This window comes from Burkholderia sp. LA-2-3-30-S1-D2 (assembly GCF_001523915.2).
Taxonomy (GTDB): Bacteria; Pseudomonadota; Gammaproteobacteria; order Burkholderiales; family Burkholderiaceae; genus Burkholderia; species Burkholderia diffusa.
The window spans coordinates 842097-856327 of the sequence record NZ_CP013385.1 but is presented as its reverse complement, the minus strand read 5'-3'; the positions used below and the strand labels follow the sequence as shown (position 1 = coordinate 856327).

Genomic DNA, 14231 nt, shown 5'->3' with positions numbered 1-14231 from the left:
CTGCATCTACAGGCAACGACGATGAGACAGGGGAGGGGTACGGCAGAGTCTTGTTGTGTGGGCCGTCGATCCGACGACCGAGAGCATCGGCGTCGCCTCGCATTCTTGATGGGCTTTTTGAGCGCGAATTCCTGCGCGTCGCCGAGGGGAAATGGCGGAAATCATCAGGGCGTGAAACAATTCTTCTAAATGGGTGTACGTGCGGAAACCCTTGCCTAGCAATGGGTTGCGCTACTTTCTTCATGTTGTTTCACGCAAAATGAGCATCGCCGACGGTTGAAATGGGGGCGCATGAACCCGGGGCACGCTATTGGGTCTAGATAATGACGGCTGAAGCAATGACGTATCAATTGAAACGTGTTTTGTGATAATCGATACGTTTCGCGGATGGGCGCGCAGTTCGATCGATCTGCGGGGATCTCAAACATCGAGCGGAACAGGCCAGCAGCGGATTCAAGAGGTGTAGTGAGTTCGTCATCGCTAGTTGTCACGTGACAACGCGCTGCGCCAACAGCGCGGATTGCAAACCTGTACGTGACGGGAGAAACCGAAGCGGGCGCCTCGTCCCAACGGCGGCGTTGAGCGAAGACGGATTCTACAGACGGCCTCGGAAGGCAGTTTCCGATGGGCTTGGCCTGTATCTATCACTGTGCAGATGGAGCGGGAACTTGCAAACTTTGCGTCAAGAAGGTGATGCACATCGCCACAATTGGTTCGACCGTGTATATCTCGGCCTTCGCCGGATGTCTGCTGTCGGGGGCGAATGATCATCGTCGCCGACGATCGACCAAAGAGTCCGTTGTCAAGCCGTACATCACCAGGAAAATTCACCGCCGCGGCGTTCTCGTCCAGAAACCGCCGCGGCCAGCGAACCTACTTCGTCACCTGCCATACGCACAGCTGCTGCCACCAGCGCGTCTTCGTTGCTAGAGTCTTTGCTGGCTCATCGACCGTTCGCCACCAACGTTCGCCGCGATGCGGCGCATTCAGATCGAGTCGCTCGCCCATCTTGGGTGTCGACAACTCGACCGCGCGTACCATGGCCAACGCGGTGACGCGCTCAAACGGCTCTTGCCAACGGTGCATCGCGAGATCGAACGTGCCGTTGTGAATCGGCATCAGCGTGCGACCGCGCAGGTCGATGTGGGCTTGCACGGTTTCTTCCGGTTGCATGTGCACGTAGGGCCATTGTGGGTCGTATGCCCCGGTCTCGATCAGCGTCACGTCGAAGGGCCCAAGCCGTTCGCCGATAGTCCGGAAACCGTCGAAGTAGCCGGTGTCGCCGCTGAAGAACACCCGCAAATCGTCGTCGACGATGACCCACGACGCCCACAGCGTGCTGTTGCCGTCAAACAGGCTGCGTCCGGAGAAGTGCTGTGCCGGTGTCGCGGTCAGCGTCAGACCATCGACGTCGACACTTTGCCACCAGTCGATCTGGCGTACCTTTTTCGCGTCGATACCCCATTCGATCAGCCGGTCGCCGACGCCCAACGTCGTAACGAACACGCCAGTGGTGGCTGCCAGTGCGAGCACCGTTTCACGGTCGAGGTGATCGTAGTGATCATGCGACAGGAGCACGCCACGCAACGGCGGGAGGTCCACGAGCGCGATCGGCGGCGCATGAAAGCGCTTGGGGCCGATGCGCCGGAACGGCGATGCGCGTTCGGCAAATACAGGATCGGTCAGCCAGAATTCGCCGCGTAGTTTCAACAGCAGTGTTGAATGCCCTAGCCGATACAGGCTGCGGTCGGGGGCCGCGCCGAGTTGTTCGCGAGTCAGTGAATCGATGGGCAATGCGCCTGTCGGAACCGTGTTGCGTGGCTTGTTGACCAGCATGTTCCATGCGATGCCAAGTGTTTTGCCGAAGCCTTCGGCCGGTGCCGGTGCAACGTTGCTGAAGCGTTCGCCGTTGTGCTGTGGCGACTCGCCGGACAGTGTGCGGCCACGCCTGGCGGCGGCGAAACCCAGTACGCGATGAAGAAATACGAGAGGCGAAGCCATGTCGATTCGTCCGGAAAATAAAGTACACCGAGCAGTGTAGTTTATCCCTGGGAAAAGTAAACTCGGGGGTGTAAAATTTTTTGAATGGATACGAGCACTTCTCCTCAACGGCTGACCGACCGAAAGCGTGCGGCAATACTCGCCGCGGCGATCGAGGAATTCCTTGCGGCTGGCTATGACGGGACCAGCATGGATCGCATCGCAGCGCGCGCGGACGTGTCGAAGCGCACCGTCTACAACCATTTCCCGGGCAAGGAAGCATTGTTCGCGGCGATCCTGAATCAGCTGTGGGACGCGACGCTGAGCGCCGGCGCGCCGGCCTACTGCGCCGACGTCCCACTGCGCGATCAACTGCTCGCGCTGCTGGGCCGCAAGTTGCGGTTGCTGAATGACGAAGCATTTCTTGCACTTGCCCGCGTCGCGATCGGTGCGGCTATCCATTCGCCGGAGCGCGCGCGCGACATGGTCGAACGCATGGGCGAGCGCGAAGAAGACGTGACGGTCTGGATTCGTGCAGCCGCGGCGGCTGGCCGGTTGTCGGTGACCGATGCCGTTTTCGCCGCGCATCAACTGCACGGGATCGTGAAAGCGTTCGCGTTCTGGCCGCAAGTGACGATGGGCCAGCCGCCGCTCGGCGCGCAGGAACAACAGAAGGTCGCGGAAACGGCTGCCGACATGTTTCTTGCGTACTACTCGCGCGCAGACCACGCCGGTGTGTAAGGTACCGGGCGGGATTGACCGCGCGTCGTGCGAAGCGCGAAGCGGAACAATTGCGTCGATATACGCAAGGCGAGCCTCATCCCTTGCCTCGAGGAAAGCGCCATTCGACAACCAGCGGACGCAGGCAATGGTACGCACGTCGACGTAGCCGGATTGAGCCGTATCGGCGCGTGCGGCAGGCGCAAATGAAACCGAACGTGAGCGAAAACCGATGAAGACGCTGTTGATCGTCTATCACACGATGACAGGAGGCACGCAGCAGATGGCCGAAGCGGCTGCGGATGCCGCGCGCGAGCAATCCGGCGTCGACGTCAGATTGCAGCGTGCGGATGCGACCAGCGCGGACGACGTACTCGCCGCCGACGCCTATTTGTTCGCTACGCCGGAAAATCTCGCCGCGATGTCCGGGCTGATGAAGGACTTCTTCGACCGCTGTTACTACGCTGCGCTCGATCATGTGAACGGCCGCCCCTATGCGGCGATGATCTGTGCTGGCAGCGACGGTCAGAACGCGCTGCGTCAGATCGATCGGATCGCGACCGGATGGCGGCTCAGGAATGTGATGCCGGGCCTGATCGTCTGCACCCATGCGCAAACGCCGGAGCGGATCCTCGCGCCGAAGATGATTGGCAGCGAGGATCTCGCGCGCTGCGCGGAGATCGGCGCGGGCCTCGCTGCGGGTCTTGGACTCGGCGTGTTCTGATTGCCGGCGATCAAGCCAGCCGAAGCGGAGCCGCGGCCGCGCGCAACGACCGGAGCGCGACGCCTGCCGTGCATTGCCCGATTGCAGCGAATGCCGGCGACGCGCAATTTTCGCGAGACACGCTCGTGCGAATTGCATCCCCGTTTGCGGCAGCGGCACCATGGAATGTCGATGCCCTAGTTGGCCTTTGTCGACACTGGCGGCTGATGGTATTCGGGCCACAGGCTTTTCACGAGATCGCGTGAAGCGCCATACGCATGGCAGCTGTCGAGCCAGCCCATACTGCTCACTTTCTGATGCCGTCGTACGCTCGACGATCGATGCGGGCGCAACTAATAGCGTGGCGGCAGAGATCGATGCACACTCGCCACGCCGCACGAATCGTATGCGAAAGTTCGGTCTTCCGGACGATGCGAGTCGGCAGAATTTGGCGTCTTCGCTATCCGTACCATCGCTCGCCATTTCGGACTGTGGAGTAACCGATGCGTCGCGTGACCGGCGCACTGAAGCCGAGAGTACCGGAAACGACACTACGTAACGCGAGTGTCGATCTACCGAGAAAACGCCGCCATAATGCGCAACACGACCGCGCGGACGCATTCTCGTTCCACCGGATCCGTCAAATGCGAACCGGTGAGTCAACCGGCGGCCGCGGGTACCGGTATACTTCCACTCCTGCCTTTGTCCGGCATCGTGGCCGGGTGCCTGAAACAGTGGTGGTGGCGATGCGGCCCCGCAATGATTCGCGTCGGTGGCAGACGCGCCGCAGGCGATGCGGCGAACGCCGATGTGCGGAATGGCAGCACGAACCACACCTTATATTCCTGGTGGATTGAATTTATGGGTTTTGAACAACTTGCCGAATTGCGGGCGCAGCTCGCAGCAAAGGCCAAGCAGGAGCGCAACGCGAAGCGACCGGCTACGCAACCGGACGCAGGCGCGAAGCCGAAATCCGGCGACCGGCCAGCTCGGGGGGCCAAATCGGGCGCCGGGGCGAAAGCGTCGTCCGGCGCGAAGCCCGCTTCGGCGAAGCCGTCGACGCCGGTCGATCCGGTCATCGTCGCGATCGGCAAACTGCAGCGCCGGTTCCCGCGCGCGTTCCCGAAGAATCCGGCTCCGAAGGTGCCGCTGAAGGTCGGTATCTGGGACGACCTCGCTCGCGAGGCGCAAGCCGTCGGCCTGAGCGAGGCCGAGCTCCGCGAGGCGATGTCCACGTGGTGCCGCGGCAATCGTTACTGGTCGTGTCTCGTCGAAGACGCGGTGCGGGTCGATCTGCAAGGTAACGAAGCGGGGCGCGTGACGCACGACGACGCGGCGCGTGCGCGCCGGCTGAAGTCGCGCCGTCCGGGCAACAAGGGTGGCGCGCAAGCGGCGAAGGGCGCACCGCAGCAGCCGAAGGTGGAAGCGCAGGCCGCCGCCGCGCCGCAGCAGGCGACCGCGGAAGCACCGGAAGACGCAGCACCGCAGCCCGAACAGCAAACGGCCGCGAGCGAGTAACGCGCGATGTGTCGCCGCGCGACCGCGCGGTGACGGCCTGCCTGCGCCGCGCATGCAGCGCATCACATCACATGACAGACCGACCTGTCCTCCGGGGCAGGTCGGGACTGCCGCCGCTGGCGGCACAGTCAGTCAGCCTCACCCAATCCTCATCGAACTGCCAAGTGACCCGACGACGAAAGCGTGTCGGCGGACGCCGTGTGCGCAAGCTATCTGTCACACCGAGCAAGCATGGCGAGGCGACGGGATATCGATCAGGGGCGGCGTGCATCATGAAAACGCGGTGGCGCCGCAACCCGGCGAACGTTGCGTAGACGGGCGTCGCGCGCGGCTGCGCATCGATGCTTGCGGACAGACGGCCGACGCGTGTGTCATCGTGTTGGTGACCCGCGCCCATCCACTCGTGTTTCATCACAATAATTCGTTATCCTAATGTGGTTGGATCCCAGGTGAAAACCGGATTCGCCCCCACGCGAATGTCTCGCACGTGAGCCGCTGTCAAACGTGAAGTGCGGCCGTATTCGACAGACCACGGGGTGATGTCCGGACGCACCGCACGGTCGCCCGTCCGTCAGTTGGCGACCCGTGACACACGCGCGATAATCTCCCCAGCGCGAATCGTCGGGCCAACACGTTGCCGGCAACGCATGACGCGACAGGTACCTCAAAGCCAGCGCAACTCGCCCGACATTCCCCGAAATTGAATGGCACCTGGCGAACCGTACGCGCCACTGCATCACACGAAGCTTGCCGATTCCATACGCACAACGCTCCACGCAAAGACCGCATCATGATTCCGAGACATTCCGCGATCCTCGTCGCACTCACCGCCGCCGCGCTGTTCGGCGCCGCGACGCCGCTAGCCAAGGCACTGATCGGCGCGATGTCGCCGTTCATGGTCGCCGGCCTGTTCTATCTCGGCAGCGGGATCGGCCTCGGCGTCGGGATCCTGCTGCGCGGGTTGCACTGCCGCCGCGCGCCGGCCGAGAACGCCGCGCCGCTGCAACGCTCGGACCTGCCCTGGCTCGCCGGCGCGATCGCGGCCGGCGGCGTCGCGGGCCCGGCGCTGCTGATGCTCGGGCTGTCGAGCACACCGGCTGCGACGAGTGCGTTGTTGCTCAATCTCGAAGGCGTGCTGACGGCGGTCATCGCGTGGGTCGTGTTTCGCGAGAACGTGGATCTTCAGGTGTTTCTCGGCATGGTAGCGATCGTCGCCGGCGGCACGCTGCTGTCGTGGGGCCCGGGGCGCGCGGGCGTGCCGATTGGCGCGTTGCTGATTGCCGGCGCATGCCTGTGCTGGGCGATCGACAACAACCTGACCCGCAAGGTCGCCGCGAACGATGCGATGGTCATCGCGTGCGCGAAAGGCCTGGTCGCCGGGCCCGTGAACATCGGCATCGCGCTCGCGACCGGCGCGGCGCTGCCCGCCATTCCGGCCGCGGCCGCCGCGATGCTGACGGGCCTCGGCGGCTACGGGATCAGTCTCGTGTTGTTCGTCGTGGCGCTGCGCCATCTCGGCAGCGCGCGCACGGGTGCGTATTTTTCGGTGGCGCCGCTGTTCGGCGTCGTGCTGTCGTTGCTGATCTGGCCGGCTCTGCCGTCCGTCACGTTCTGGATCGCGGCCGCGCTGATGGCGCTCGGCATCTGGCTGCACGTGCGTGAACGGCACGAACACGAGCACGCGCATGAACGACTCGAGCATACGCACCGGCATCGGCACGACGAACATCATCAGCACACGCACGATTTTCCGTACGATGGCGATGCACCGCACACGCATCCGCACGTGCACCTGCCGATCACGCACAGTCACGCGCATTTCCCGGACATTCACCACCGCCATCGGCACTGATTTGCGCGGCAAAGGAGAATGACGCGCGCTGCGTGCAATGCGCATCGCAAAGGTACCAGTTTATGGGGACGTTATTGGGTGCCCGCGGCGCCGCGTCGGCGTTGCTCGATGCGGCCGGCCGGTCGCGACTCAGTCTTCCGTCTGAATCAATCGGATCAACGACCCGTCCGGGTCGATCAACGCGCCGACGGTACCGCCCCATCCTGCGCGCTTCGGTCGATGCGCGCGTGGCCAGCCGGTCATCTGCTCCGGAATGCCGGCGGCGAGTACCTCGTCGAAAAACGCACCGACGTCAGCGAGCCGGAAACAGCAACTGAACCAGCTCATGGCCGGATCGAGACCGGGATGCGGAAAGAACTCCAGCAGCAGATCGCCGCGTCTGAGGATCATCCAGCCATCGTCGCGCCAGGTTTCGACGAACCCGAGCTTCGCGTAGAACAGCGACGTGGCTTCGAAATCGCGCGACGGCAGATTGGGACTCGCAAAGTCGGTCAAGGCTGTTTCTCCAATGAGCGTTGCGGTCGAACGAACGCGTGGGAAAACGCGCGGACGGATGGCGCGCATCATCGGTCAAACGATGCGCTCCGGCAAGCCGCGCAGGCCGCGGTCGCGATTATCGTCCCGGGGTAAAGCAGAATTCGAAATCCTCGCAGCCCGGGCATCCGGGCGCGGGCCCGGACTGGAGGCCAAGCGATGCGGCCACTTCCTGGGCGAGGAATTTCTTCCAGCGCAGCTGCGCGACATTGCGTGCGGCAAGCGCGGGGAAATAGCGATCGAGCATCGCGGTGACCGCGTCGCGTCCGTCAAGACCAAGATCGCGCCACAGGTGATCGGGGCGCAGGCACGCATGCGCGACGATTGCAGCGACGCAGTCGGCATCGTCGTGCGCGACGGCGGGATGCGCATCCCGCATCAGCAGCGCGTGCAGCGTCGCGACGAACCGCGCGTGCACGGCCGGCAGCGGTGCAATGGTGACCACCGGCACGAGCGCGGCCGCATCGGTGGAATTCAGGTGCGGAAACTGGCGCTCAAGCAGGCCGCTCAACCGGGCGGGAGACAGGCCGAGCAGCGCGAGCTCATTGCGACATGCACGTGCCGCAATGAGCTCACCGAACAGACTTGCATCCGGGGAATCGGCGTCGGCCGCGCCGGACAGCAGCGCTTGCAATATGCGCCGATGCGCATGCTCGAGCGCAGACGTCATCGTATGCGCCTGCGAGCCGGCCGCGCGTTGCGCGCCCCTCGTGCGCGGCGGATGGCGGGACGTCATTGCAATCGATCGGACGATCACTCGACCCCGACGATCACGCTCGACGCCTTGAAGAGCGCGGACGCGGCCTTGCCGCGTGCGAGGCCGAGACGATCGACGCTGTCGTTGGTGACGATCGCGACGATCTCCGCACCACCTGCGGCCTTGATCACGACTTCCGAATTGACCGTGCCCTTCGCGATCGACGACACGGTGCCCGCGACACAGTTTCGCGCCGACACCTTGCTGCTGTCGACGTCGACCATCACGATCACCGACGATGCCTTGACGAGCGCGAAGGCCTTCGCGCCGGCCGCGAGACCGAGCGATGCTACGCTTCCGTGCGTGATCACGGCGACGATGTCGAGGCCGTCCTCGGTACGCAGCGTGATTTCGTCGTTGACGGCACCGGGCTTGACGGCGCTGATCTGGCCGGCGAATTGATTGCGGGCGCTGGTGCGCATGATGACTCTCCGGGAAAGGGCCGCCCAGCGGGCGGCGAGCGAATGGCGGAAACCGCGGACGAGTTTACCCGCAACGCAGGTGAACCGCGACGTCGGCATCGGCATACTGGACATGCGAAACCGCGCACGATGCTGCGCGACAACAGGCATTTCGTGCACGCCGTGCCGCCCCGCGCGCGCTTACTTTGCAGCGGCCGACGCGGCAGCCGGCGCGCCCGCCGCCGAGGTCTGCTGCGCCGCAGCGGCCGTTCCATTGCCTTCCCATCCGCCGCCGAGCGCGAGGAACAACTTCACCTGGTCGGCGGCGACCTGGCCTTCGGCTGCGGCGACCTGCGCACGCACGCTGGTCAGCGTGCGCGTCGCATCGAGATCCGAAATGAACGACTCGCGGCCGGCGGTATACAGCCGGTGCGTTTCGTCAGCGGAACTACGCGCCGATTCGTAGGCCGTGCGCAGCGCATCGGTGCGTTGCACGTCGGCGGCATAGGCCGCGAGGCTCGACTGCGTTTCGCGCAGCGCGTTCAGCACGACGCCGTCGAAGTGCGCGAGCGCGCCGCCGGTCGCCGCTTCCGCTTCGCGCACGCGCGCGCGCTGGCCGTTGATCGGGAACGACCAGCTGATCAGCGGTCCGAACGACCAGCGATTCGTGGTGGAAGAGAACAGGTCGGCGGCGACGCCGACCGAACCGGCGGACGCGCCGATGCTGATCGACGGATACAGCGCGGCGGTCGCGACGCCGATCCGCGCGGTCGAGGCGGCGAGCTGACGCTCGGCTTCGCGAACGTCGGGACGGCGGCGCAGCAGCGCGGCACCGTCACCGATCGGAATCGGCTGGCGCAGCTTCGGCAAGCGCTCGCATTCGGCGACCGCCTTCGGCAGGTCGGCGGGCGAACGCGCGAGCAGCGCGGCGAGCTGGTATTGCGCGATCTTGCGGCGGCCTTCGAAGCGCGGGATGTCGGCCGCGAGCGTGCGCACCTGCGTGACGCCGCGCGTGACGTCGGTCTGGTTGCCGCGTCCCGCGTCGCGCAGGCGCTGCGACAGCTTCACGCGCTGCTGCTGCAGCGCGAGCGACTGCTTCGCGATCGCGAGTTCGTCGCCGGCGGAGCATGATTCGACGTACGCACGCACGACGTCCGCGACGACGGTGATGCGCGCGAGGTCGGCGGCCGCTTGCACGGCTTCGCTGTCCGCGAGTGCGGCCTCGACGCCGCGCCGCAGCTTGCCGAACAGATCGAGCTCGTATGACACGCTGATGCCGACCGCGCCTTCGTTCACGACCGGCAGCTTGTTTTCGAGCAGATATTGCTCGGCCGATTCCTGCGCACGCTGCACGGCTGCTTCCGCGCTGCCGGAGAAGCCGCCTTGCTCGTTCGCGACTTCCAGCGCTGCGCGTGAACGCGCGAGGTTGGCCGCGGCGACGCGCAGGTCGGTGTTCGATTTCAGCGCACTGCGCACGAGTTCATCGAGCACGGGATCGTCGTACAGCTGCCACCAGTTGCCGGGCACCGCATCGCGCGACACGAGCGTGCCGTTCGCGTCGTCGAGCGCGTGGTTCGCGAGCGGCGCATTCACGTATGCCTGCTGCGGCAGCTTGTAGTCGGGGCCGACGGATTTGCACGCGCCGAGTGCGAGCGCGAGCGGCGCGAGTGCCGCCGCGAGGCGCAAGCCGTGCCGCTTCATTGCGATGCTCCCGTCGCGCTGACGGCCGCGTGTGCGGATGCCGCAGGCGGCACGGCTGCCGCGGAGGCGCCCGCGGCCGGCTTCGCATTGTCGTCGCGGCGCGTGTGGGTGCGCACCGCGACGGTCGCGGTGCGACCGGCGATCATCCGGAAGTCGTCTGGCACCTCGTCGAGCACGACGCGCACCGGCACGCGCTGCGCGAGCCGCACCCAGCTGAATGCGGGGTTCACGTTCGGCAACAGGTTCGCGCCTTGCGTGCGGTCGCGATCCTCGATCGCGGCGACGATGCTCTGTACATGGCCACGCAGCGGATGCGGCTCGCCCATCACGACGATGTCGACCGGCTGGCCGATATGGATGCCGCGCAACTTGGTTTCCTCGAAGTAGCCGTCGACGCGGAACGAGTTGCGGTCGACAACGGACAGCACCGCGCGGCCGGCCGGCACGTATTCGCCGACGCGCGGCGCGCGGTCGTTCAGGTAGCCGTCGACGGGGCTCACGATCGTCGTGCGCTGCAGATTGAGCTTCGCGGTGTCGAGCGACACCTGTGCATCGGCGGCGGCGGCTTCGCCCTGCTCGACGCGCGTGCGGCTTTCCTCGACCTGCTCGCTGGCGACCAGGTTGCCGAGCTGCAGGTTGCGCGCATATTCGCGCTTTGCCTGAGCGAGCGTCGCACGGCGTTGCGCGAGCGTCGCTTCGGCCAGCCGCTCCGCGAGCGTGTAGCGGGCCTGGTCGATCACGAACAGCACCTGGCCGCGCTTCACCTCCTGGTTGTCGGCGACCTGCACTGCGGTGATGAGCCCCGACACGTCGGGCGCGACCTGGATCACGTCGGCGCGCACGTGGCCGTCGCGTGTCCACGGCGAGAACATGTAGTAGTTGATGATGCGCCACAGTACGAGGGCGGCCACGACGACGACGATCAGGGTGAGCAGGATCTGCCCTGCCGAGAGCCAGGTTTTTTTCATGGTTAGCTAGCCACGAGATGGTGAGACACGATGACGACTGCGGCAAGCACGAACACGTAGATGCCGAGGTCGAAGATCGAACGGTGCCAGACGAGGCGGTAAAAGCCGACGCGTTCGAGCAGTGCGCGCACGACGATGTTGATCAGGTAGGCGATCAGCATCAGCACGAGCGGAGCCGGCACGAATACGCCGAAGATGTCGATTTCGCCGATCATGGTCGCGGTCGGAAAGACAGGTTGGAAAGCGGGATCATGCGCGCGCTCCGTCCGGTGCGGCATGCGGCGGCTGCGCGGACGCGGCCGGGTACAGCGACAGGCGCAAGCCGACGAGCGCGTGAAGCGTATCGCGCAGCCGGCGGTGTGTCGCGGGCGTGGGCGCCGCCGCGGGAGCGTCGTGCGTCGTGCCGTCGCCCGCCGATGCGGCCGACGTGCCGGGCAGGTTGCGGCCGGCCACGCGCTGCAGCGCGTCGTCGATCAAGGCGAGCAGCGCCGGCGGTGCAGGCTGTCGCGCATTCGCGGCCGCGCAGCGCGCGTAGTGATCGGTGACGCCGGCCAGCACGCGGTCGATTGCGTCGGGCACGTCGCCTGTCAGCTTGCGGCGCGAGCGGCGCAGGTCGAGCGCGTTCAGCGCGATGCGCAGGTCGCGGAAGCTCTCGATCGACGGATGGCGGTGGTCGTCCGACGCGCCGAGGCGCGGCAGCAGCTGCGTGACGCGATCGAGCATGCGCGATGCGTGGTTGCGCTGGTCGTCGAGCGGCTGCGTCGACGCGGAGCGCGCGACGTCTTCCCAGCCCGAACGCAGCAGGCGCCGCACCGCGAGTTCCGCGCCGAACGGACGGGTCGCGCGCGTCCACACGTACGCGAACAGCAGCCCGGCGACGCCCGCGAGGTTGCTGTTCAGGAACACGAAGAAGTCGGCATCGTACGCGCTCTGGATGCTGATGAAGGTGGCGGTGTTCACTGCGACGAGCATCGTCACCATGTTGAACTGCGGGCGCGGCAGCAGCGTGCCGATCAGGATGAACGGCCCCGCGAACATCAGCACGAGCGTCGGGAAGTCGTGCACGTGAGGCAGCACGACGAACAGGTACAACCCGGCGAACACGACGCTCGCGGCCGTCGACAGAAAGAACTTGAACACCAGCGGCGCGGGTTCGTCGAGCGCGGCGAAGAAGCTGCACGACACGGCCACGAGCGTGACGGCCGCGGCACCGTCGTGCCAGCCTGACGAGATCCAAAGCGAGCATGCGAACACGATCGCGAGCACGACGGTGAGCGTCGAGAACAGCATCATCCCGCGATCGAAGAAGCGCTCGGTGCCGCCGAGCCGCCAGTGTCGGTAACGCGGCTGCCAGACGCCAGACTCATTCGCGATCAGCGCGCGCAGCGAGCGGCAGTCCTGCCAGATGTCGATGACCTGATGTAGCCGCCACAGCGCGTTCGACAGCAGCGCACCGTCCCAGCTCGCGAGCGCGCTGTCGGACGGCTGCAGCGACGCGATGCGCTCGCGCAGATTGTCCGCGACTGGATCGTGGGCCACATCGCCGTCCGTGCTGGCCTTCACGGCCGGCAACGGCGCGTCGAACCACTTTGCCGCGTCGGCGAGCAGCGCGTCGAGTGCCGGTGGTCGCACGTGCAGGTCGCGCATCAGCGCGATCAGCGGATCGGCGAGCGAGGACATCAGCGGCAGGAACAGCTGCATGCGGCCCGCGAGCGCCTGCGCACGAGCGAGCACGTGCGGGTGCGCATGGTCGTAGCTCAGCTGGCTCAAGAGGAATTCGAGGCCGGTGATGGTCGCGGCGAGGCGTTGCCTGCATGCCGACAACGCCTTGCCCGCGATGTGCCCCGACAGCGTCTCGCGGCCGTAGAACGCGGCGTCCTTGAACCATGCGTCGGTGCGCTCGATCAGCGTGGGCGCGAGCCGGTTCGGGAACACGGCGCTGCCGACCACGCTCGCGCACACGATGCCGAGCACGATTTCCTCGGTCCGCGCAATCGCGACGTCGAAGATCGTCGACGGATCGGTCACTGTCGGCAGCGCGACCAGCGGCATCGTATAGCCGGCGAGCATGAACACGTAGCTGCGCGCGGTGCGGTCGGAGATCGCCAGGTAGAGCAGCGTGCCGCACCAGGTCGCGACGATGATGCTGAACAGGAACGGCGTCTCGACGAACGGCGGCACGAACAGGATCGCGGCGGCCGCGCCGAGCGCGGTGCCGAGCGCGCGATACAGCGCCTTCGAGCGCGTGGCGCCGACGAACGGGTTCGACACGATGTAGACGCTCGCCATTGCCCAGTAAGGGCGCGGCAGCTGGAAATACAGGCCGAGGTACAACGCCAGCATGGACGCGGCGAACGTCTTGCCCGAGAACAGCCAGTCGCGAAGGCTCGGATAGGTCATGACGCGGAATCGGCGGGGTGAGACGGACGCGATGCCGGATGCTGCGCATCGGCCGCGTTGAACGCATTCAGCACGCGCAGCGTCGCTTCGAGATCGGCACGCGTGACACCCTTGAGCACCTGGGCGCGCAGCATGCGCAGGTCTTCCTCCATCTTCGCGGTGACCGCGCGGCCGGCGGCCGTCAGCGAGATCGTCTTCGCGCGGCGGTCGTGCGGATCCTCGTCGCGGCGAGCGAGGCCGGCCGCGCACAGCTGGTCGAGCAGGCGCACGAGCGACGGCCCCTCGATGCCGACGTGTTCGGCGAGCGTGCCCTGGCGCACGCCTTCGCCGAGGCGGCCGGCAATCAGCAACGGCGTCGCGCACGCTTCGGACACGTTGTACGCAGTCAACACGGTGTCGCTCGTGCGGCGCCATTTGCGCGCGGTGAGCACCAGCAGGCTGCTGACGGCGAGGCGGAGGTCGTGCAGGTTGGTCATGGGCGAGATGATAGGGGCAAAAACATTCGATAGCAAACTATCGTTTGTGTCATCCGCATGTCATGCCGCACGCCGGGGCGCCGATCTGCAACGAGCAATTTAGGTGGTCGATCTGGGGATGGTCAAGTTGTCAGATTGCAAGCGTGCGGCGGATTCTTATGCATCGCCTGCAATCCGGCTCGAACGCGGCGATCGCACGTGGCGGGTTGGCTGTCGGCCTA

The 14231-nt window shown here is 65.7% G+C and carries 13 protein-coding genes and 1 pseudogene; 4 read left to right on the top strand and 10 right to left on the bottom strand.

The features are described from left to right. Positions 1 to 873: 873 nt before the first annotated feature. A complete protein-coding gene (locus tag WS66_RS32990) occupies positions 874 to 2001 on the bottom strand; it encodes an MBL fold metallo-hydrolase (protein WP_059600780.1) in 1128 nt (375 codons plus the stop codon). An 84-nt stretch (positions 2002 to 2085) separates the two neighbouring features. Between WS66_RS32990 and WS66_RS32985 the strand changes: the two genes are divergently transcribed. Both WS66_RS32985 and WS66_RS32980 read left to right on the top strand, forming a co-directional pair. Then, entirely contained in the window at positions 2086 to 2721 is a 636-nt protein-coding gene (locus WS66_RS32985; RefSeq protein ID WP_059600777.1) for a TetR/AcrR family transcriptional regulator, read from the top strand. A gap of 211 nt (positions 2722 to 2932) precedes the next feature. Beyond that, entirely contained in the window at positions 2933 to 3424 is a 492-nt protein-coding gene (locus tag WS66_RS32980) for a flavodoxin family protein (RefSeq protein WP_059600775.1), read from the top strand. Between the two features lie 176 nt (positions 3425 to 3600). On the opposite strand, the pseudogene WS66_RS34950 reads toward WS66_RS32980, so the two are convergent. Continuing rightward, positions 3601 to 3696 (bottom strand): annotated as a pseudogene (locus WS66_RS34950) (DUF2889 domain-containing protein); the annotation flags it as partial. 568 nt (positions 3697 to 4264) lie between these two features. Here WS66_RS34950 and WS66_RS32975 point away from each other — a divergent pair. Together WS66_RS32975 and WS66_RS32970 are read left to right on the top strand one after the other, a co-directional pair. After that, the gene (locus WS66_RS32975) at positions 4265 to 4921 is read left to right on the top strand and encodes a ProQ/FinO family protein (protein WP_059600773.1); all 657 of its coding nucleotides are present in this window, start codon (positions 4265 to 4267) and stop codon (positions 4919 to 4921) included. 790 nt (positions 4922 to 5711) lie between these two features. Next, positions 5712 to 6773, top strand: coding sequence for a DMT family transporter (locus WS66_RS32970; RefSeq protein ID WP_059600770.1), 1062 nt, complete (start codon positions 5712 to 5714; stop codon positions 6771 to 6773). A gap of 129 nt (positions 6774 to 6902) precedes the next feature. Here WS66_RS32970 and WS66_RS32965 read toward each other — a convergent pair whose 3' ends face one another. The 8 genes from WS66_RS32965 to WS66_RS32930 all read right to left on the bottom strand — a co-directional run bounded on the left by WS66_RS32965 (position 6903) and on the right by WS66_RS32930 (position 14010). After that, positions 6903 to 7268: a bleomycin resistance protein gene (locus WS66_RS32965; RefSeq protein ID WP_059600767.1), complete on the bottom strand. Its 366-nt coding sequence runs from the start codon at positions 7266 to 7268 to the stop codon at positions 6903 to 6905. 118 nt (positions 7269 to 7386) lie between these two features. Continuing rightward, positions 7387 to 7977: a nitrogen fixation protein NifQ gene (locus WS66_RS32960; protein WP_059600848.1), complete on the bottom strand. Its 591-nt coding sequence runs from the start codon at positions 7975 to 7977 to the stop codon at positions 7387 to 7389. Positions 7978 to 8060: 83 nt separating this feature from the next. Then, on the bottom strand, positions 8061 to 8486 hold the full coding sequence (locus WS66_RS32955; RefSeq protein ID WP_059600765.1) for a TOBE domain-containing protein: 426 nt from the start codon (positions 8484 to 8486) through the stop codon (positions 8061 to 8063). A 180-nt stretch (positions 8487 to 8666) separates the two neighbouring features. Next, a complete protein-coding gene (locus WS66_RS32950) occupies positions 8667 to 10166 on the bottom strand; it encodes an efflux transporter outer membrane subunit (protein WP_059600762.1) in 1500 nt (499 codons plus the stop codon). Then, positions 10163 to 11134 carry an efflux RND transporter periplasmic adaptor subunit gene (locus tag WS66_RS32945; RefSeq protein ID WP_059600760.1) on the bottom strand — a complete coding sequence of 324 codons (972 nt, stop codon included), beginning with the start codon at positions 11132 to 11134 and terminating at the stop codon, positions 10163 to 10165. Before WS66_RS32945 ends, WS66_RS32950 begins: the two co-directional genes overlap by 4 nt. Before the next feature lie 2 nt (positions 11135 to 11136). After that, positions 11137 to 11349, bottom strand: coding sequence for a DUF1656 domain-containing protein (locus WS66_RS32940; protein ID WP_044849171.1), 213 nt, complete (start codon positions 11347 to 11349; stop codon positions 11137 to 11139). 34 nt (positions 11350 to 11383) lie between these two features. Then, a complete protein-coding gene (locus WS66_RS32935) occupies positions 11384 to 13534 on the bottom strand; it encodes an FUSC family protein (protein WP_059600757.1) in 2151 nt (716 codons plus the stop codon). Continuing rightward, the gene (locus WS66_RS32930) at positions 13531 to 14010 is read right to left on the bottom strand and encodes a MarR family winged helix-turn-helix transcriptional regulator (RefSeq protein WP_059600755.1); all 480 of its coding nucleotides are present in this window, start codon (positions 14008 to 14010) and stop codon (positions 13531 to 13533) included. Before WS66_RS32930 ends, WS66_RS32935 begins: the two co-directional genes overlap by 4 nt. Between the last annotated feature and the right edge of the window lie 221 nt (positions 14011 to 14231).